Consider the following 19,057-nt stretch of genomic DNA (forward strand, 5'->3'; position numbering starts at 1 on the left):
AGGGGGACCGAGCGCGTGGATTCCGACGACATCCGGGGCGACCTCGCCGAGGTGCTGCTCACCGAGCAGCAGATCCGCGAGCGCATCGCCGAGCTGTGCCGGGAGATCGAGGCGGACGACGCCGCAGCGGCCGACGACAGCCCGATCCTGCTCGTCGGCGTGCTGAAGGGCGCGGTCATGGTGATGGCCGACCTGGCGCGCGAGCTGCGGATCCCCGTCCAGATGGACTGGATGGCGGTCAGCTCCTACGGCTCGAGCACGCAGTCCTCCGGCGTCGTGCGCATCCTCAAGGACCTCGACGCGGAGCTCGCCGGCCGGCGGGTGCTGATCGTCGAGGACATCCTCGATTCGGGGCTCACGCTGTCGTGGCTCGTCGAGAACCTGCGCTCCCGCGGGCCGGCGAGCGTCGAGGTCTGCACGCTCCTCCGCAAGCCGGACGCCGTGAAGATCCGGGTCGACGTGAAGTACTGCGGCTTCGACATCCCCAACGCGTTCGTCATCGGCTACGGCCTCGACTACGCGGAGCGCTACCGCAACCTGCGCGACGTCGCGGTGCTCGCGCCGCACGTGTACCAGTAGGAGCGGCGGCGCGGTCCCGGACGGGAGAGGCGGACGACCCCCGGTCCTGTGCGGCGCCTACGAGTCGTCGGTGAGCCGGGATCGGGCTGTCCCCCTGCGGCGAACAGCGGTCCGGGGCCGAGAATTCGGGCGTTACCCTATGCGGACTATGGACCTCAAGCGCATCTTCCGCGGTCCCCTCGTCTACATCGTGATCGCGATCGTGGTCGTCTGGGTCGGCTCGAGCCTGCTGACCGGCACGGGCTTCCGCTCCATCACCACCGAGCACGGTCTCGAGCTGCTGAAGAACGGCGACGTCCAGAGCGCCAAGATCGTCGACAACGACAACCGCGTCGACCTCGTGCTGAAGCAGGCGGACGGCAACAACGGGACGCAGGTCCAGTTCAACTTCGTCACCGCCCGCGGCGAGCAGGTCGTCCAGGCCGTCGACACCGCGGCCGCCGCCGACTCGAAGATGAGCTACACCGACGAGATCCCGCAGACGAACTGGCTGCTCTCGCTCGGCTCGATCCTGCTGCCGTTCCTCATCATCGGCGTCATCTTCTGGTTCCTCATGTCCTCCATGCAGGGCGGCGGCAACCGGGTCATGCAGTTCGGCAAGTCCCGCGCCAAGCTCGTCTCGAAGGAGACCCCGAAGGTCACCTTCAACGACGTGGCCGGCTCCGACGAGGCCATCGAGGAGCTCGGGGAGATCAAGGACTTCCTCAAGGAGCCCGCGAAGTTCCAGGCCGTCGGCGCCCGGATCCCGAAGGGCGTGCTCCTGTACGGCCCTCCGGGCACCGGCAAGACGCTGCTCGCCCGCGCCGTCGCGGGTGAGGCGGGCGTGCCGTTCTACTCGATCTCCGGCTCGGACTTCGTCGAGATGTTCGTCGGCGTCGGCGCCTCCCGCGTCCGCGACCTGTTCGACCAGGCGAAGCAGAACGCGCCGGCCATCATCTTCGTCGACGAGATCGACGCGGTCGGCCGTCACCGCGGCGCCGGCCTCGGCGGCGGGCACGACGAGCGCGAGCAGACGCTGAACCAGCTCCTCGTCGAGATGGACGGCTTCGACGTCAAGACGAACGTGATCCTGATCGCGGCGACGAACCGCCCCGACATCCTCGACCCCGCGCTGCTGCGCCCGGGCCGCTTCGACCGCCAGATCGGCGTCGACGCCCCGGACCTCAACGGCCGCCGCCGCATCCTCGAGGTGCACTCGAAGGGCAAGCCGCTCGCCGCGGGCGTCGACCTCGAGGTCCTCGCGCGCAAGACGCCGGGCTTCACCGGCGCCGACCTGGCGAACGTCCTCAACGAGGCCGCGCTGCTCACCGCGCGCAGCAACGCGCAGCTCATCGACAACCGGGCCCTCGACGAGGCCGTTGACCGCGTGATCGCCGGCCCGCAGCGGCGCAGCCGGGTGATGAAGGACCAGGAGAAGCTCATCACCGCGTACCACGAGGGCGGTCACGCCCTGGTCGCGGCGAGCCTCAACCACACCGACCCGGTGACGAAGGTGACGATCCTCCCGCGCGGCCGCGCCCTCGGCTACACGATGGTGCTGCCGCTCGAGGACAAGTACTCGGTCACCCGCAACGAGCTGCTCGACCAGCTGGCGTACGCGATGGGCGGCCGGGTCGCGGAGGAGGTCGTGTTCCACGACCCGACCTCCGGCGCATCGAACGACATCGAGAAGGCCACCGGCACCGCCCGGCGCATGGTCACCGAGTTCGGCATGAGCGCGACCATCGGCTCCGTCAAGCTCGGGGCGGCCTCCGGCGAGATGTTCCTCGGCCGCGACATGGGTCACCAGCGCGACTACTCGGACGAGCTCGCCGAGCAGGTGGACAAGGAGGTGCGCACCCTCATCGAGGCGGCGCACGACGAGGCCTACCAGCTCGTGCTCGAGAACCGCGCGGTGCTCGACCGCCTCGCGACGGCGCTCCTCGAGAAGGAGACGCTCGACCAGAACGAGCTCGCGGAGATCTTCAAGGACGTGAAGAAGCTCCCGCCGCGCCCGCAGTGGCTCTCGAGCGACCGCCGGCCCGTGTCCGACCTGCCCGCCGTGGCGATCCCGACGCCCAAGGCGCCGATCGACGCCGGTGCGGTCGACGGCGGCATCGACTCCGACGGCGGCGGTGCGCCCGCGCGCAAGCGCAGCCCGCGCATCAAGCCCCGCCCCGCCACGGCGTGACCGCGGAGCACGAGCCCGGCGACGGCGGCTGATCCACCGTGAGGCGGACCAGCCCCGTCGCGCTCGTCGGCATCGCCATCGCCGGCGGCGTGATCGGCTGGCTGCTCCAGGTCGCTCTCGCCGCGGGTGGGACGCCCTCGTACCAGCCGCCGGCCACGCTCTACTCGGTCCTGTTCATCCTCGCGTTCGGGCTGATCCTGCTCGGCAGGCCCGTCCGACGCCTGGTGCGCGGGACGGCGAACCGGCCGGTCGACCCGTTCTACGCGATGCGGGTCCTGGTGCTGGCGAAGGCTTCGAGCCTCGCCGGCGCGCTGCTCGTCGGCGTCGCGGTCGCGTTCCTCGGCTACGCGGTCTCGCGGACGGGGAGCTTCGCGGTGCCGGCGTTCTGGCCCGACCTGCTCACGGGCGTCGGCGCACTGGCGCTGTGCGCGGCCGGCCTCGTCGTCGAGTGGTGGTGCCGCATCCCGCCGCAGGACCCCGCCGACCGCCCCGACCGGACTCTGGAGCAGCGATGACCGTCCTCCCGCCGCGGGCCCTCGACGCCGGGCTCACCGGCTGGCGGGGCGTCTCGCCGCGCCTCGTCTGGGTCGAGATCGCCGCCGTGCTCATGTCCGCGGTCGGCGGCGCCGTCGTCGGCGCCTTCCTGCTGCTCGTCGTGCCCGTCCCGTGGATCGGCTGGACCGTCCTGGGCATCGTCGCGGTCCTGACCGTGATCCGTCTCGTCATCGCCCCGCGCCGCGTGCGGGCCATCGGCTGGATCCTGCGGGAGGACGACCTCGTCGTCCGACGAGGCATCCTCCTGTCCCGGCTCGTCGCCGTGCCCTACGGACGCATGCAGCTCGTCGACGTGAACCGCGGGCCGGTGGCGCGGCTGCTCGGGCTCGCAGAGCTGCGCCTCGTCACCGCGGCGGCGACCTCGGACGTGACCCTGCCCGGCCTCCCCGAGCCGGAGGCCGCGGAGCTCCGCGACGCCCTCGTGGCACGGGCCGAGGAGCGGCGCGTGGGACTGTAGGGGCATGACCGCGCAGGCCTCGACGGCGAGGACTCGATACGTCGACGGTGCGTGGCACCGGCTCCACCCCGCGACCCCGCTCCTCCGCGGCGGCATCTGGCTCCTCGCCGTCCTCCTGTACGTGGGCGGGAACCTGCGCGAGCACCTCGTGACGCTGGTCTTCGGGCTGCCGGACGTCGGCGGGGATCCCGTCGACGAGATCGGTCGCCACGACCTCGTCCTGCCGGCCGCGCTGATCGTGCTCGGCGTCATCCTCCTCAGCGTCGGCGCGTTCTGGCTGTCGTGGCGGGCCAGCGAGTTCCGCATCGACGGCGACGACGTGACGGTGCGCTACGGCGTCCTGCTGCGCCGCACCCGCACCGCGAAGCTCGACCGCATCCAGGGCGTGCGGATCTCCCGCCCGCTGCTCGCCCGCCTCGTGGGCGCCGCGCGGGTCGAGCTCGACGTCGCCGGCCAGAACGCGAACGTCCGGCTCGAGTACCTGTCCAACGGCGCGGCCGAGGAGCTGCGCGGCGACGTCCTCGCGCTCGCGTCCGGGCACCGCGAGGCCGAGGCGCCGGAGGGCGAGGAGCCGGAGAGCGTCGAGGCGGCCGTGCTGACCGAGCCCGGCACGCCCGTCGTCACGGTGACCCCGGGCCGCGCGATCGGCTCGGTGCTGCTGTCCGAGACGCTCGTCGCGCTCGTCGTCATCGTGGCCGTCGTGGTGCCGGTGCTCGCCGGCCTCGGCGCCGGACCCGCGGCGGCGGTGTCGTTCGTGCCCGTCGTCATCGGCTCCGTGACCGTGCTCGGGCGCCGGATCGGTCGGAACCTCCGCTTCTCCGTGGTCTCGACCCGCGACGGCGTCCGCGTCTCGAGCGGCGTCGTCAGCACGAGCACGGAGGCCGTGCCGCCCGGACGCGTGCACGCCCTGCACATCGAGCAGCCGCTGCTGTGGCGCCCGGCGGGGTGGTGGCGGGTCGCGGTGAACCGCGCGGGGCACGCGGCGGGGCGGCGCAACGCCGAGTCCGAGCGGTCCCTCGCGCCCGTCGCGACGACGGCGGAGGTGCTCACGCTCCTGCCGCTGCTCGTGCCGGACCTCGAGGACCAGCGCGACCTGCTCGTCGCCGGTCTGGTCGGCCGCGGCGACGAGGGCGACTTCACCCCCGCGCCGCGCCGCGCGCGCTGGCTGCGGCCGCTCGCGTGGCGGCGCACCGGCTTCCGCCTCACCGACGCGTCGGTGCTCGCCCGCTCCGGGTTCCTCCGCCGCGAGCTCGTCGTCGTGCCCGACGCCCGGATGCAGAGCGTCTCCCTGCGGCAGGGCCCGCTGCAGCGCCTGCTGCGCGTGGCGACCGTGCACCCGCACGTGGTGTCGGGCCCGGTGCGGACGACGCTCCGGCTCGTCGACGCCGACCGCGCGCAGCGGCTCTTCGTCGAGCTCGAGGAGATCGGCGTCGGCGCGCGCCGCCGCGACGTCTCGCACCGCTGGCGCGACCTCGGGACGCAGCGGTGAGGCCCGCCGGCCGGCTCGGCGTCGGCGTGATCGGCGCCGGCCGCGTCGGCCCCGTCCTCGGGGCCGCGCTCGCGGGCGCCGGACACGCGCTCGTCGGCATCGCCGCGGTGTCGCAGGAGAGCCGGGACCGGGCGGAGGCGATGCTGCCGACCGCGCCGATCCTCCCCGTCCCCGACCTCGTCGAACGCAGCGAGCTCGTCCTCCTCGCCGTACCCGACGCCGAGCTGCCCGGCCTCGTGCAGGGGCTGGCGGACGCGGGCGTGTGGGTCGCCGGGCAGCTGGTCGTGCACACCGCGCCCGGGCTCGGCACGGAGGTCCTCCTGCCCGCGGTGCGCCAGGGGGCGATCCCCGTGGCGCTGTCGCCGGCCATGGCCTTCACGGGCACGAGCATCGACGTCCTCCGACTGCGGGAGGCCCGCTGCGCCGTGACCGCGCCCGGCCCGGTGCTGCCGATCGGGCAGGCGCTCGCCGTCGAGATGGGGTGCGAGCCGGTCGTCGTCGCGGAGGAGGACCGCGCCGCCTGGGCGCAGGCGCTCGACGACGTCGTCGGCCCGGTCGAGCTCGCCGTCCGTTCCGCGGCGAGAGGGCTCGCGCGCCTCGGCGTCGAGGACCCGGACGCCGTGCTCGGTCCCATCGCGAGGACCGCGCTCGACCGGGCGCTGCTGCGGGTCGGAAGGCCGGACGAGGGGGAGGATCCGCGATGACGGCGACCACGAGCACCATCGACGACGTGCGGGCCGCGGTCGCGGCCGCCCGGGCGGCCGGGAAGCGGGTGGCCCTCGTCCCGACCATGGGCGCCCTCCACGCGGGGCACCTCGCGCTCGTCGAGCGGGCCCGCGAGCTCGCCGATCTCGTCGTCGTGTCCGTCTTCGTGAACCCGATGCAGTTCGGACCGAAGGAGGACTTCGCCCGCTACCCCCGCGACCTCGCGGCCGACACGGCGCTGCTCGACGCCGCGGGCGCCGACGTGCTCTTCGCCCCGGACGCCGGCGAGCTGCTCCCGGAGGGCCGCACGCAGGTCCGCGTCGCCGCGGGCCCGGCCGGCGACGTGCTCGAGGGCCGCATCCGCCCCGGGCACTTCGACGGGGTGCTGACGATCGTCCTGAAGCTCCTCCACGTCGTCGGTCCCGACGTCGTCGTCTTCGGGCAGAAGGACGCGCAGCAGGTCTTCCTGGTGCAGCGGATGGTCCGGGACCTCGACGTCCCCGTCGCGGTGGACGTCGTCGAGACGGTCCGGGAGGACGACGGGCTCGCCCTGTCGAGCCGCAACCGCTACCTGCAGGGCGGCGAGCGGCGGCTCGCCCGCGCCGTGCCGGCCGCCCTCGACGCCGCCGAGTCCTTCGCCGACCGGGACGTGGACGCAATGGTCGCGGCCGCGCAGGGAGCGCTCGCGGGCGAGGACGGCGCCGACCTGGAGTACCTCGCGGTGGTCGACCCGGCCTCCTTCCGGCCCGTGGACGACGGGTATCGTGGCCGTGCCCTCGTGCTCGTCGCCGCCCGGGTCGGCGGAACGCGTCTGATCGACAACCGGTTCGTCCACCTCGGGTGACGTCCGGGCCGTCCGACCGATCCAGGAGCTCCGCGTGACGGACACCACCGCCGACGACACCAACGAGCAGCGCGAGGTCCGCCTCGCGAAGCGCGCGCGGCTGCTCGAGCGGGGCGAGCAGGCCTACCCGGTCGCCGTGCCGGTCACGGACACGATCGCGGCGGTGCGGGAGCGCCACGCCGACCTCGGCGTGGACGAGTCGACGGGGGAGGTCGTCGGGCTCGCGGGCCGGATCGTGCACCTCCGCAACACCGGCAAGCTCTGCTTCGCCGCGCTCCAGGCGGGCGACGGCAGCCGCATCCAGGCGATGGTGAGCCTGGACCGGGTCGGGGAGGAGTCCCTCGCGGACTGGAAGGCGGTCGTCGACCTCGGCGACCAGCTGTTCGTCTCGGGCGAGGTCGTCACGTCACGCCGCGGCGAGCTGTCGATCCTCGTCGCCGAGTGGCGGATCGCCGCCAAGGCGCTGCTGCCCCTGCCGAACCTCCACGCGGAGCTGTCGGAGGAGACCCGGGTCCGGAACCGCTACCTCGACCTCATCGCGCGCCCTGCGGCCCGGTCGATGGTGCTCACCCGGGCGAAGGCGGTCGCGTCGCTCCGCTCGACCTTCGCGGACCGCGGCTACATCGAGCTCGAGACCCCGATGCTGCAGACGCAGCACGGCGGCGCGTCCGCGCGCCCGTTCGTGACGCACTCGAACGCGTTCGACACCGACCTCTTCCTCCGGATCGCGCCCGAGCTGTTCCTCAAGCGCGCCGTGGTCGGGGGCCTCGAGCGGGTGTTCGAGATCAACCGGAACTTCCGCAACGAGGGCGCCGACTCCACGCACTCGCCCGAGTTCACGATGCTCGAGTCGTACGAGGCCTACTCGGACTACAACGGCATCGCCGACCTCGTGCAGGCCCTGATCCAGAACGCGGCCGTGGCCGTCGGCGGCTCGACGACCGCCACGTGGACCGACGGCACCGCGTTCGACCTCGGCGGCGACTGGGACCGGATCTCGATGTACCCGTCCCTGTCGGAGGCGGCCGGCGTCGAGATCACGCCGGAGACGCCGATGGACGAGCTCGTCGCGCTCGCCGACCGGCTCGAGATCGAGGTCGCGCATCCGATCCGCGGCAAGTACGTCGAGGAGCTCTGGGAGCACTTCGTCAAGTCGGGGCTCGAGCGCCCGACGTTCGTCATGGACTTCCCGGTCGACACGTCGCCGCTGGTCCGCGAGCACCGGTCGATCCCCGGCGTGGTGGAGAAGTTCGACCTCTACGTGCGCGGCTTCGAGCTCGCGACGGGGTACTCGGAGCTGATCGACCCGGTCGTGCAGCGGCAGCGGTTCGTCGACCAGGCCGTGCTCGCGGCCGGCGGCGACCCGGAGGCGATGCGCATCGACGAGGAGTTCCTCCGCGCGCTCGAGTTCGCGATGCCGCCGACGGGCGGCCTCGGCATGGGCATCGACCGGCTGCTGATGGCGCTGACCGGCGAGGGCGTCCGGGAGACGATCCTCTTCCCCCTCGTCAAGTAGGGGTTCACGGATACGGAGATCCGGGAAGCGGAGCGCCCCGGATCTCCGTATCCGTGAACAGGGGCGCCGGCAGGGGGCGGATGGGACGTACCCTGGCTCCGTGGGACTGGGAGCGATCGGCGGCTGGGACGAGGGCCTGTGGGCGATCGTGCCGACGATCTGCGTTTCCCTGGTCTTCTGGTTCGTGATGCGGGCGATCCTCCGCGCCGACCGCACCGAGCGCGAGGCGCAGGCGCGGATCGAGGCCGAGGAGGACGCCAAGCTCCTCGCCGAGGCGGACGCGGCCCGCGACGCGCCGCGCGCCTGACCCCACTTTGGCTGCTCCCAGCAGGGGGCGCACCCGACCCGGTCGCACCCGCCCGCGTCGCACCCCGACCGGTCGCACCTCGACTGGGATCGTGCGTCGCGACAGCGGCACCGCGATGCTCGATCCCGCAGCCGGCCCGACGACGGGCCGCGACGAGGGGGACATCATGCGCAAGGCGATCTTCGAGCTCTGGCTGGCCTGGACGCTGACCTTCGGCGGCTCCGCCGCGCTCCTGCGCCGGGCCTGACCCGCACGAGCGACACCCGAGCGGGGAGCCCCCGCACTGGGCCGGTGTCGTGTCGACGCGCGGCATGCCGCCGCGGGCATGCTCCTTCTCGGCGATCGGCTCGGGGGAACCGGTCGCGGTTGGGGGAACACCATGCGCATCGCGCTGATCACCGGTGGCGTCCTGGTCGCGGCGTTGACGCTCGGCGGGACGGCACCGGCGTTCGCGGACGGGGCGGGCACGACGGAGCCCGCCCCGCCCGCCACCAGCACGCCGACACCGACGCCGCCGGCAGCGGCGCCGGCACCCGCCGCGGCTGCCGTCTCGGAGCAGCGGCTGCGGAAGGCACTCGACGCGCTGCTGCCGACGCTGCCCGGCAGCTACACGCTCGAGGCGCGGGAGCTGGACGGCGCGCACCGGCTCGTCCGGATCGGCGCGACGCGGCACCGCGAGCCGGCCTCCGTCTACAAGCTCTTCATCGCCTACGGCGTCCTCACCCGGATCGACGCGGGCGCGCTGCGCTACGACGACCGCGTGCGCTCGGGCCTGACGGTGCGCGCGAGCCTGCGCGCGATGATCGAGCCGTCGGACAACTACGCCGCGCAGGACCTGCTGGCGAAGGTCGGCAAGCCCTGGCTCAACCGGCTACTGCACCGGAACGGCTTCACCGGCACGACCTTCTGGTACTCGGGCCACCGGACGAAGACCACGACGACCGCGGACGTCGCCCGGGTCCTGACCCGGCTCGCGCGCGGACAGCTCGTCTCCAAGGCGTCGACGGCCCGCTTCGAGCGGCTGCTCGAGACGCAGGTGTGGCGGGAAGCCATCCCGCCCGGTCTGCCGGACGGGGTCCGGCAGGCGTCGAAGCCCGGCACGCTGTGGACGGGCACGGGCATGGTGCAGACCGACTCCGCGATCGTCTGGGGCCCGCGCTCCCGGTACGTGCTCGTGGTGATGGGGTCGAACGGGGCGACGACCCGCGCGATCACCCGCATCTCGCGCGTCGTGTACCGCGAGCTCGAGGGCCCGGTGAAGCGGCCGTTCGCCTACGACCGGCAGCAGATGCGCGCCACCGGGGCGCTCGTCCTCACGCGGTCCGTCTCCCGGCACTCGCCCGTGCTCGGGCGCTTCCCGAAGGGCACCCGGGTCGAGGTGATCGACAGCATGCGGACCCGGTACCTCGTCCGCATCGCCGGGAAGGTCGGCTGGGTCGACAACGCACGCCTGACGCTGCGGCACCCGATCCTCTGACGTCCGCGCGACGCGGGATAAGCCGGGGGCGAACAGGCGCCTGGTGGCGGGGGAGCGCGCCGTAGCCTCGTAATGACGCCGACGGGACACCGCCGGCAGTCCAGACGTCGCCCGGTCCGTGCCGGGCAAGCGAGGAGCCACAGCATGTTCGAGCGCTTCACCGATCGAGCCCGCCGAGTCGTCGTCCTGGCCCAGGAAGAGGCCAAGATGCTCAACCACAACTACATCGGGACCGAGCACATCCTGCTCGGCCTGATCCACGAGGGGGAGGGCGTCGCCGCGAAGGCGCTCGAGTCGCTCGGCATCTCCCTCGACGCCGTCCGCGAGCAGGTCCAGGACATCATCGGCCAGGGCCAGCAGCAGCCGACCGGCCACATCCCCTTCACGCCGCGTGCGAAGAAGGTGCTCGAGCTGTCGCTGCGCGAGGCGCTGCAGCTCGGCCACAACTACATCGGGACCGAGCACATCCTGCTCGGCCTCATCCGCGAGGGCGAGGGCGTCGCCGCCCAGGTGCTCGTCAAGCTCGGCGCCGACCTCAACCGGGTGCGCCAGCAGGTCATCCAGCTGCTCTCGGGCTACCAGGGCAAGGAGCAGGTCGCCGTCGGCGGCGAGGCGCAGCAGCAGGCGCAGGGCTCGCAGATCCTCGACCAGTTCGGGCGCAACCTCACGCAGGCCGCGCGCGACGGCAAGCTCGACCCGGTCATCGGGCGCGAGAAGGAGATCGAGCGCGTGATGCAGATCCTCTCGCGCCGCTCGAAGAACAACCCCGTGCTGATCGGCGAGCCCGGCGTCGGCAAGACCGCCGTCGTGGAGGGCCTCGCGCAGGCGATCGTCCGTGGCGACGTGCCGGAGACGCTCAAGGACAAGCAGCTCTACACGCTCGACCTCGGCTCGCTCATCGCCGGGTCCCGCTACCGCGGCGACTTCGAGGAGCGCCTCAAGAAGGTCACGAAGGAGATCCGCACCCGCGGCGACATCATCACCTTCATCGACGAGATCCACACCCTCGTCGGCGCGGGTGCCGCGGAGGGCGCGATCGACGCCGCTTCCATCCTCAAGCCGCTGCTCGCCCGCGGCGAGCTGCAGACCATCGGCGCCACGACGCTCGACGAGTACCGCAAGCACTTCGAGAAGGACGCCGCGCTCGAGCGCCGCTTCCAGCCGATCCAGGTGCAGGAGCCGTCGCTGCCCCACGCGATCAACATCCTGAAGGGCCTGCGCGACCGCTACGAGGCGCACCACAAGGTGTCGATCACCGACGGCGCGATCGTCGCCGCCGCGAACCTCGCCGACCGCTACATCTCGGACCGGTTCCTGCCGGACAAGGCGATCGACCTGATCGACGAGGCCGGCGCCCGCCTGCGCCTCTCGATCCTGTCGGCGCCGCCGGAGCTGCGGGAGTTCGACGAGAAGATCGCCCTGGTCCGCGCGGCCAAGGAGGCCGCGATCGAGGACCAGGACTTCGAGAAGGCCGCGGGCCTGCGCGACGAGGAGAAGAACCTCCTCGGCGAGCGGCTGCGCCTCGAGAAGCAGTGGCGCTCCGGCGACGTCAAGACGACCGCCGAGGTCGACGAGGGCCTGATCGCGGAGGTGCTCGCCCAGGCGACGGGCATCCCCGTGTTCAAGCTGACGGAGGAGGAGTCGAGCCGGCTCATCTTCATGGAGAAGGCGCTGCACGAGCGCGTCGTCGGCCAGGAGGAGGCCATCGCGGTCCTCGCGAAGACCATCCGCCGCACCCGCGCCGGTCTGAAGGACCCGAAGCGTCCCTCCGGCTCGTTCATCTTCGCCGGCCCCACCGGCGTCGGGAAGACGGAGCTGGCCAAGGCGCTCGCCGAGTTCCTGTTCGACGACGAGAACGCGCTGATCTCCCTCGACATGTCGGAGTACGGCGAGAAGCACACCGTCTCTCGGCTCTTCGGTGCCCCTCCGGGCTTCGTCGGCTTCGAGGAGGGCGGCCAGCTCACCGAGAAGGTGCGCCGCAAGCCGTTCTCCGTCGTCCTCTTCGACGAGATCGAGAAGGCGCACCCGGACATCTTCAACTCGCTCCTCCAGATCCTGGAGGAGGGGCGTCTGACGGACGGTCAGGGCCGCGTCGTCGACTTCAAGAACACCGTCATCATCATGACGACGAACCTCGGCACCGCGCAGATCTCGGGCGGTCCGGTCGGCTTCGTCGCCGCCGACGACACCTCGTCGAACTACGAGCGCATGCGCGCCAAGGTGAACGAGGAGCTGAAGCGCCACTTCAAGCCCGAGTTCCTGAACCGCGTCGACGAGATGATCGTCTTCCCGCAGCTCACCAAGCCGGAGCTGCTGCAGATCGTCGACCTGTTCGTGAAGCGCCTCGGCGACCGGATGATGGACCGCGACATGACCGTCGAGCTCACCGTCCCGGCGAAGGAGCGGCTGATCGAGGTCGGGTTCGACCCGGCCCTCGGCGCCCGCCCGCTGCGTCGCGCGGTCCAGCACGAGGTCGAGGACCGGCTGTCGGAGAAGATCCTCCACGGCGAGCTCGTCGCGGGCGATCACGTGCACGTCGACTTCCAGAACGGCGAGTTCGTGTTCTCCACGACGAAGAAGGGCGAGCTGGTCGGCGCCGCCGCCGGTGCGATCACCGACGGGACGCCCGAGGCCGAGTAGTCCTCAGCGCGAACGAAGGGCGCCCCACCGCGAGGTGGGGCGCCCTTCGTCGTCCCCGCCCCGTCGCCCCGCGTCGCGGCTTCCGCTGGTCGAGGTGCGAGCGAAGCGAGCCTCGAGACCACCGACCCTCGTCGTCCCGGCGCGGGACCCCGTGGAAGGATCGACCCGTGAGCGACGCCCCCTTCTTCATCCGGAAGGCGCGCGTCAAGGACGTGCCGGCGATCCAATCCCTCGTCGCGCCGCTCGTGGAGCGGCGCATCCTGCTCGGCAAGGACTCCGCCGTCTTCTACGGCGCGGTGCAGGAGTTCCGCATCGCGGAGGACTCGACGACCGGCGACGTCGTCGGCTGCGGCGCCCTGCACGTGATGTGGGACGACCTCGCCGAGGTCCGCACCCTCGCCGTCGACCCGGCCTGGCGACGTCGCCGCGTCGGCCACGCGCTCGTCGAGCGGCTCGAGGAGGACGCCGCCGAGCTCGGTGTCGACAAGCTCTTCTGCCTCACCTTCGAGGTCGACTTCTTCACGGCGCACGGCTACGCGCCGGTCGGGGAGGGGCTGGTCGGTCCGGACGTCGTCGCCGAGCTCGCGCGGTCGGGCGACGAGGGCGTCGCCGAGTTCCTGGACCTCGCGCGGGTCAAGCCGAACACGCTCGGCAACACCCGCATGCTGAAGGTGATCTGACCGTCACATCCCGCGTCTAGTGTTCTCTGCGTGCGGGGTGACCTCGAGTTCTTCGACGCGGCCGCGGTGCTGTTCGACCTCGACGGCGTCATCACGCCGACCGCCGAGGTGCACATGCGTGCGTGGTCGACGATGTTCACCGAGCTCCTCACGCAGCGGGGCGTTCAACCCCCGTACACGGACGCCGACTACTTCGCGCACCTGGACGGCCGCCCGCGCTACGACGGGGTCGCGAGCCTCCTGGCCTCGCGCGGCATCGAGGTGCCCTGGGGCGACCCCGACGATCCGGACGACGCCGAGACGGTGTGCGGGATCGGCAACCGCAAGAACGCCGTCTTCTCCGCGCTGCTCGCGGCGGAGGGCATCGCCGCCTACCCCGGCTCGCTCGCGGTGCTCGACCGGCTCGGGCAGCTCGGCATCCCGGTCGCGATCGTCTCCAGCTCCAAGAACGCGGTCCCGGTCCTCGCCGCCGCGAACCTCGGCGACCGGTTCCCCGTGATCGTCGACGGCGTCGTCGCCCACGACGAGGGGCTGCCGGGCAAGCCGGCTCCGGACATCTTCCTCGAGGGCGCCCGGCGCCTGCAGGTCGATCCCTCGAACGCGGTGGTCGTCGAGGACGCGACGTCCGGCGTGGCCGCCGGTGCGGCGGGCGGGTTCGGGCTGGTGGTCGGCGTCGACCGGGGAACGGGTTCGGCGGCGCTCCGCGACGCGGGAGCCGATGTGGTGGTCGGCGACCTCGCCGACCTGCTCGATGCGCAGAAGGGTGCACCGGAGTGATCGATCGCGACCGCTTCCCCGTCGACGAGTGGAAGCTCGTCGAACGGATCTACTCCGACGAGCGGATGGGCCTCACGGAGACGATCTTCACCGTCGCCAACGGGTACCTCGGCATGCGCGGCAACAGCTCGGAGGGTCGCGACGCCCACGAGCACGGCACCTTCATCAACGGCTTCCACGAGGTGTGGCCGATCCGGCACGCCGAGCAGGCGTACGGGTTCGCAGAGGTCGGCCAGACCATCGTGAACGTGCCGGACACGAAGATCATCCGGCTCTACGTCGACGACGAGCCGCTCGTGCTCGACGTCGCCGAGCTGCTCACCTTCGAGCGCGAGCTCGACTTCCGCGACGGCGTGCTCCGGCGCGAGCTGCTCTGGCTCACGCCCTCCGGCAAGCGGGTGCGGGTGAAGTCGGACCGGCTCGTCTCGTTCGTCGAGCGGCACCTCGCGATCATGTCGTTCGAGGTCACCGTCGAGAACGCCGACGCGACGGTCGTGCTCTCCAGCCAGAGCCTCAACCGCCAGGACGGCGAGGACGAGTTCGGCCGCACCATCCCCGGCGACCAGGGGTCGACCGGATTCGACCCGCGCCGGGCCGAGCGGCTCGCGGAGCGGGTCTTGCAGCCGGTCGAGTACTGGCAGCAGGGCGACCGGAGCGCGCTGAGCTTCCGGGTCACCCACTCCCACATGACGCTCTCCGTCGTCACGGACCACATCGTGGAGACCGAGAACGAGGTGCACATGCGCCCCTCGATCGCGCCGGACATCGCGAAGAACGTCTACCAGGTGCGCGCGAAGGCCGGCGTGCCGGTGAAGCTCACGAAGGTCGCGGCGTACCACACGTCCCGCAGCGTGCCCCCGCGCGAGCTCATCGACCGCGGGCAGCGACTCCTCGACCGCGTGCTCGACCCGACGACCGGCTCGGGCGCCTCCAGCGGCGTGGACGAGCAGCGGCAGCTGCAGCGGGAGTGGCTCGACGCGTTCTGGGAGCGGAGCGACGTCGAGATCGCGGGGCAGCCGGCCATCCAGCAGGCGACGCGCTGGAACCTCTTCATGCTCGCCCAGGCCGCAGCGCGGGCGGACTCGGCGGGGGTTCCGGCGAAGGGCCTCACGGGCAGCGGCTACAGCGGCCACTACTTCTGGGACACCGAGATCTACGTGATGCCCTTCCTCACGTACACGAGCCCGCTCTTCGCCCGCAACGCGCTGAAGATGCGCGAGCGGATGCTGCCCGCGGCACGCAAGCGCGCGCGGCAGCTGAACGAGGGCGGCGCGCTCTTCCCGTGGCGCACGATCAGCGGCGAGGAGGCCTCGGCCTACTACGCGGCCGGTACGGCGCAGTACCACATCAACGCCGACGTGACCTACGCCGTCGCGAAGTACGTGCGCGCCACCGGCGACGCGGACTTCCTGGCGCGCGGCGCGATCGACATGGTCGTCGAGACCGCGCGGCTCTGGACGACGCTGGGCTTCTGGCGGCACACGGAGGGCAGCTCGTTCCACATCCACGGCGTCACCGGGCCGGACGAGTACACGACGGTCGTGAACGACAACCTCTTCACGAACGTGATGGCGCGCTTCAACCTCCGCTACGCGGCCGAGAGCGTGCGGGTCGTCGCCGACCAGTTCCCGGAGGCGTACGCCCGGATGGTCGAGCGGGTCGGGTTCGACGAGTCCGAGATCGGGGAGTGGGAGCGCGCCGCCGAGGCGATGGTGATCCCGTACTCCAAGGCGTTCACGATCCACCCGCAGGACGCCCACTTCCTCGACCGCGAGGTCTGGGACCTGGAGAACACGCCGCCCGACAAGCTGCCGCTGCTGCTCCACTACCACCCGCTCGTCATCTACCGCTTCCAGGTGCTGAAGCAGGCGGACGTGGTGCTGGCGCTGTTCCTGCTCGCCGACGAGTTCTCGGACGAGATGAAGCGGAACGACTTCGACTACTACGACCCGCTGACGACGGGGGACTCGACCCTCTCGGCGGTCGTGCAGTCGATCATCGCCGCGGAGATCGGCTACCGGGACCTCGCGATGGAGTACTTCGACCACGCGCTGTTCGTCGACCTCGACGACCTGCACAACAACGCGAGCGACGGCGTGCACGTCGCGTCGACGGGTGGCGTGTGGAGTTCGCTCGTCTACGGCTTCGGCGGCATGCGCGATTCCGGCGGCCACCTCACGTTCGACCCGCGACTGCCGCTCGATTGGCCGTCGCTGCGGTTCCGGATGCGCTGGCAGGGGAGCCGGCTGCTGGTCACCGTGACGCAGCAGGAGCTCGCGATCGCGGTGCAGGCGGGCGGCGACGTGGCGCTGACGGTGCGGAGTGAGAAGTTCACCGCGCGGGAGGGCTCCGTGCTCCGGGTGCCGCTGCGCGGTCAGGGGCCGGTGCTGGAGGGGCGGCCGACGGTCGAGCAGTGGGCGAAGACCCGGCGGGACGACGGCTCGCTGCTGACGGCGAGCATCCCGACGCTGCCCGACTGGGACTCGCCGGACGCCGACCCGCTCTCCTAGGAGGTCACGGCCTCGATCACGGCGTCGCGGAGCCAGGCGAGGTCGGGGCCGAGCAGCGTCCCGAAGCCGAGCCGCTTGGCCTCCGACTCCCGGCGCGACGCCTGCACGGCGGGGCGGATCTCGCCGGCGAGGCTGATCTCCCCGCAGACCGCGATGTCGCCCCGGATCGGGCGCTCCGTGATCGCCGACGCGAGGGCGAGGGCGATCGCGAGGTCGACCGCCGGCTCGACGATCTTCACGCCGCCGACCGTCGAGACGTAGATGTCGCTCGGCTTGGACGGGGCGACGTGGGCGTGCCGCGACAGCACCGCCATGAGCATCGCGACACGTGCGCTGTCGACGCCGTTCACCACGAGCCGAGGGTTCGGGGCGCTGGTCGGGACGACGAGGGCCTGCACCTCGACCGGGATCGCGCGGCGGCCCTCGAGGGCCAGCGTCACGCACGTGCCCGGCTCGGTCCCGACCGCTCGGGAGAGGAACAGGCCGCTCGGGTCGGGCACGCCGACGATGCCCTCGCCGGACATCTCGAAGCAGCCCACCTCGTCGGTCGGGCCGAAGCGGTTCTTCACCGCGCGGACGAAGCGCAGCGCCGTGCCGCGGTCGCCCTCGAAGTGGCACACGACGTCGACGAGGTGCTCGAGCACGCGCGGGCCGGCGATCTGCCCGTCCTTCGTCACGTGCCCCACGAGCAGCACGGGGATGTTCCGCTCCTTCGCGACCCGGGTCAGCGACGCCGCGACCTCGCGGACCTGACCCGGGCCGCCGGCGATGCCCGTCGCCTCCGCGGTCGAGACGGTCTGCACGGAGTCGACGATGACGAGGTTCGGCTGCACCTCGTCGATCTGCCCGAGCACGACCGCGAGGTCCGTCTCCGCCGACAGGAACAGGGTGGGGCTGAGGCTCCCGGTGCGCTCCGCGCGCATGCGCACCTGGCCGAGCGACTCCTCGGCGCTCACGTACAGCACGCGCGCGCCCTTCGCCGCGACGCGCGAGGCGACGGCGAGCAGCAGCGTGCTCTTGCCGACGCCGGGCTCGCCGGACAGCAGGATGACCGAGCCCGGCACGATCCCGCCGCCGAGCACCCGGTCGAGTTCGCCCTCGCCCGTCGGGCGGCGCGCCACCGGATCGGTCGGCACGTCCGTGATCGGTCGGGCCCGCCGCGACGGTGCGACGGTGGCCGCCTGGACGCGGCCCGCCGCCGTCGGCTCCGCCTCCTGCACCGTGCCCCAGCTCTCGCACTCCGGGCAGCGGCCGACCCACTTCGCCGTGCGCCATCCGCACTCCGCACAGCGGTAGCCGGCGGGGGTGGGGCGGGAGCGGGCGGTGGCCATGCGTCGAAGATATGTGCGGGTGCCGACATCCGCAGGTGTTCCCCACCGCGCGGACGGGAGGATCGGGCGCGACGAGAGGAGACCCCGATGGCTGACCGATTGGTGAACCTGCGCGACGGCCGCCGACTCGGCCTCACCGCCTTCGGCGACCCGGCGACCGAGCGCGTCGTCGTGTTCTGCCACCCGGCGCCGGGTGCCGGCGGCTTCGATCCCGATCCGGCGGTCACCTCGTCCTGGGGCGTGCACCTGGTCTCGGTCGACCGGCCCGGGTACGGCTCGTCGACCGCCCTGCCCGACGACCTCCGGCCCTCGATCGGCCGGTGGGCCGACGACCTCGGGGAGTACGTCGAGTTCGTGATCGAGCAGGCGCGCGAGTCCGGTCGGACGCCCCTGCACCGGATCGGCGTCGTCGGCTGGTCGGCGGGCGGTCGCGTCGCCCTCGCCCTCGCGGCCCGGTTCCCGGGCCTCGTAGACCGGGTCGCCGTCGTCGCGACGCCCGCGCCGGACGCCGAGGTGCGGTGGATCCCGCCGGAGCTCGCCCGGCTGAGCGCCGAGCTGCTCCAGCAGCCCGTACCCGTGGCGAAGCAGCGCCTGCGGGAGATGCTCCGCGCTCAGGTCCCGGACGGCGTGCCCGGCGTGGAACTCCTCGCGGACGGCGCCGCGGACCTCGCTCTGCTCGACCGCGCAGGGCTGCGCGGCCGCCTCGAGCGGATGCTGCAGCACGCCTACGACCAGGGCACGGTCGGCCTCGCCGACGACCTCCTGTCGTACCTCCCGGAGGAGTGGGGCTTCGACCTGGACGCGGTGCGGGCGCCCACGCTGCTGGTCTACGGCGCGAAGGATCCGATCGTCCCGAGCGCGCACGGTCGCTGGTACCGCAAGCACCTGCCGAACGCGCAGCCGAAGCTCAAGGTCGTCGCGCGGGCCGGCCACCTCGTGGTCGCGCCGGCGTGGGAGCGCATCCTGCAGCACGTCGATCCGCAGCACGGGTCCCGCTCCGACGTCTAGTGCGACGGCCTC

At 72.4% G+C, this 19,057-nt stretch carries 17 protein-coding genes; 16 read left to right on the forward strand and 1 reads right to left on the reverse strand.

Features of this window, described 5'->3' with window-relative positions; genetic code table 11:
- The first annotated feature begins 15 nt into the window (after nt 1-15).
- From hpt to CLV52_RS02875, 15 genes are all read left to right on the forward strand, one after another.
- Entirely contained in the window at nt 16-579 is a 564-nt protein-coding gene (hpt, locus tag CLV52_RS02810; RefSeq protein ID WP_133764649.1) for a hypoxanthine phosphoribosyltransferase, read from the forward strand.
- 148 nt (nt 580-727) lie between these two features.
- Complete coding sequence (ftsH, locus tag CLV52_RS02815) at nt 728-2,749, forward strand: ATP-dependent zinc metalloprotease FtsH (protein WP_133764651.1); 2,022 nt, start codon at nt 728-730, stop codon at nt 2,747-2,749.
- Nucleotides 2,750-2,787: 38 nt separating this feature from the next.
- The gene (locus CLV52_RS02820) at nt 2,788-3,264 is read left to right on the forward strand and encodes a DUF3180 domain-containing protein (protein ID WP_133764652.1); all 477 of its coding nucleotides are present in this window, start codon (nt 2,788-2,790) and stop codon (nt 3,262-3,264) included.
- The gene (locus tag CLV52_RS02825) at nt 3,261-3,761 is read left to right on the forward strand and encodes a PH domain-containing protein (RefSeq protein WP_133764654.1); all 501 of its coding nucleotides are present in this window, start codon (nt 3,261-3,263) and stop codon (nt 3,759-3,761) included. Before CLV52_RS02820 ends, CLV52_RS02825 begins: the two co-directional genes overlap by 4 nt.
- Before the next feature lie 4 nt (nt 3,762-3,765).
- A complete protein-coding gene (locus tag CLV52_RS02830; RefSeq protein WP_133764656.1) occupies nt 3,766-5,250 on the forward strand; it encodes a PH domain-containing protein in 1,485 nt (494 codons plus the stop codon).
- A complete protein-coding gene (locus CLV52_RS02835; protein ID WP_246017928.1) occupies nt 5,247-5,954 on the forward strand; it encodes an NAD(P)-binding domain-containing protein in 708 nt (235 codons plus the stop codon). The genes CLV52_RS02830 and CLV52_RS02835 overlap by 4 nt, the downstream gene beginning before the upstream one ends.
- Nucleotides 5,951-6,799 carry a pantoate--beta-alanine ligase gene (gene panC, locus CLV52_RS02840; RefSeq protein WP_133764658.1) on the forward strand — a complete coding sequence of 283 codons (849 nt, stop codon included), beginning with the start codon at nt 5,951-5,953 and terminating at the stop codon, nt 6,797-6,799. Before CLV52_RS02835 ends, panC begins: the two co-directional genes overlap by 4 nt.
- A 34-nt stretch (nt 6,800-6,833) precedes the next feature.
- Nucleotides 6,834-8,315 (forward strand): lysine--tRNA ligase, encoded by a 1,482-nt coding sequence (lysS, locus tag CLV52_RS02845; RefSeq protein WP_246017930.1) that lies wholly within the window; start codon nt 6,834-6,836, stop codon nt 8,313-8,315.
- A gap of 100 nt (nt 8,316-8,415) precedes the next feature.
- Entirely contained in the window at nt 8,416-8,622 is a 207-nt protein-coding gene (locus CLV52_RS02850) for a hypothetical protein (RefSeq protein ID WP_246017932.1), read from the forward strand.
- A gap of 91 nt (nt 8,623-8,713) precedes the next feature.
- Nucleotides 8,714-8,869 (forward strand): hypothetical protein, encoded by a 156-nt coding sequence (locus CLV52_RS18275; protein ID WP_162850688.1) that lies wholly within the window; start codon nt 8,714-8,716, stop codon nt 8,867-8,869.
- 132 nt (nt 8,870-9,001) lie between these two features.
- Nucleotides 9,002-10,099: a serine hydrolase gene (locus CLV52_RS02855; protein ID WP_162850689.1), complete on the forward strand. Its 1,098-nt coding sequence runs from the start codon at nt 9,002-9,004 to the stop codon at nt 10,097-10,099.
- A gap of 144 nt (nt 10,100-10,243) precedes the next feature.
- Nucleotides 10,244-12,739: an ATP-dependent Clp protease ATP-binding subunit gene (locus CLV52_RS02860; RefSeq protein ID WP_133764664.1), complete on the forward strand. Its 2,496-nt coding sequence runs from the start codon at nt 10,244-10,246 to the stop codon at nt 12,737-12,739.
- 167 nt (nt 12,740-12,906) lie between these two features.
- Nucleotides 12,907-13,419: an amino-acid N-acetyltransferase gene (locus tag CLV52_RS02865; RefSeq protein WP_133764666.1), complete on the forward strand. Its 513-nt coding sequence runs from the start codon at nt 12,907-12,909 to the stop codon at nt 13,417-13,419.
- Nucleotides 13,420-13,449: 30 nt separating this feature from the next.
- Complete coding sequence (locus tag CLV52_RS02870) at nt 13,450-14,196, forward strand: HAD family hydrolase (protein ID WP_133764668.1); 747 nt, start codon at nt 13,450-13,452, stop codon at nt 14,194-14,196.
- Nucleotides 14,193-16,706, forward strand: coding sequence for a glycoside hydrolase family 65 protein (locus CLV52_RS02875; RefSeq protein WP_133764670.1), 2,514 nt, complete (start codon nt 14,193-14,195; stop codon nt 16,704-16,706). The genes CLV52_RS02870 and CLV52_RS02875 overlap by 4 nt, the downstream gene beginning before the upstream one ends.
- Here the strand turns inward: CLV52_RS02875 and radA are convergent.
- Nucleotides 16,703-18,037: a DNA repair protein RadA gene (gene radA, locus CLV52_RS02880; RefSeq protein ID WP_133764672.1), complete on the reverse strand. Its 1,335-nt coding sequence runs from the start codon at nt 18,035-18,037 to the stop codon at nt 16,703-16,705. The two genes, CLV52_RS02875 and radA, sit on opposite strands and share 4 nt — an antisense overlap.
- A gap of 87 nt (nt 18,038-18,124) precedes the next feature.
- Here radA and CLV52_RS02885 point away from each other — a divergent pair, with 87 nt between their 5' ends.
- Nucleotides 18,125-19,045 carry an alpha/beta fold hydrolase gene (locus CLV52_RS02885; protein ID WP_133764674.1) on the forward strand — a complete coding sequence of 307 codons (921 nt, stop codon included), beginning with the start codon at nt 18,125-18,127 and terminating at the stop codon, nt 19,043-19,045.
- The last annotated feature ends 12 nt before the right edge of the window (nt 19,046-19,057 follow it).

Origin of the sequence: Amnibacterium kyonggiense, from assembly GCF_004364555.1 — a bacterium.
GTDB lineage: Bacteria > Actinomycetota > Actinomycetes > Actinomycetales > Microbacteriaceae > Amnibacterium > Amnibacterium kyonggiense.

Excerpts from the sequence above, each read along its gene's own strand:
- CLV52_RS02855 (WP_162850689.1), top strand. The coding sequence starts at position 9,002 with ATGCGCATCGCGCTGATCACCGGTGGCGTCCTGGTCGCGGCGTTGACG.
- radA (WP_133764672.1), bottom strand. The coding sequence starts at position 18,037 with ATGGCCACCGCCCGCTCCCGCCCCACCCCCGCCGGCTACCGCTGTGCG.
- CLV52_RS02825 (WP_133764654.1), top strand. The coding sequence starts at position 3,261 with ATGACCGTCCTCCCGCCGCGGGCCCTCGACGCCGGGCTCACCGGCTGG.
- panC (WP_133764658.1), top strand. The coding sequence starts at position 5,951 with ATGACGGCGACCACGAGCACCATCGACGACGTGCGGGCCGCGGTCGCG.
- CLV52_RS02885 (WP_133764674.1), top strand. The coding sequence starts at position 18,125 with ATGGCTGACCGATTGGTGAACCTGCGCGACGGCCGCCGACTCGGCCTC.
- CLV52_RS02860 (WP_133764664.1), top strand. The coding sequence starts at position 10,244 with ATGTTCGAGCGCTTCACCGATCGAGCCCGCCGAGTCGTCGTCCTGGCC.
- CLV52_RS02830 (WP_133764656.1), top strand. The coding sequence starts at position 3,766 with ATGACCGCGCAGGCCTCGACGGCGAGGACTCGATACGTCGACGGTGCG.
- ftsH (WP_133764651.1), top strand. The coding sequence starts at position 728 with ATGGACCTCAAGCGCATCTTCCGCGGTCCCCTCGTCTACATCGTGATC.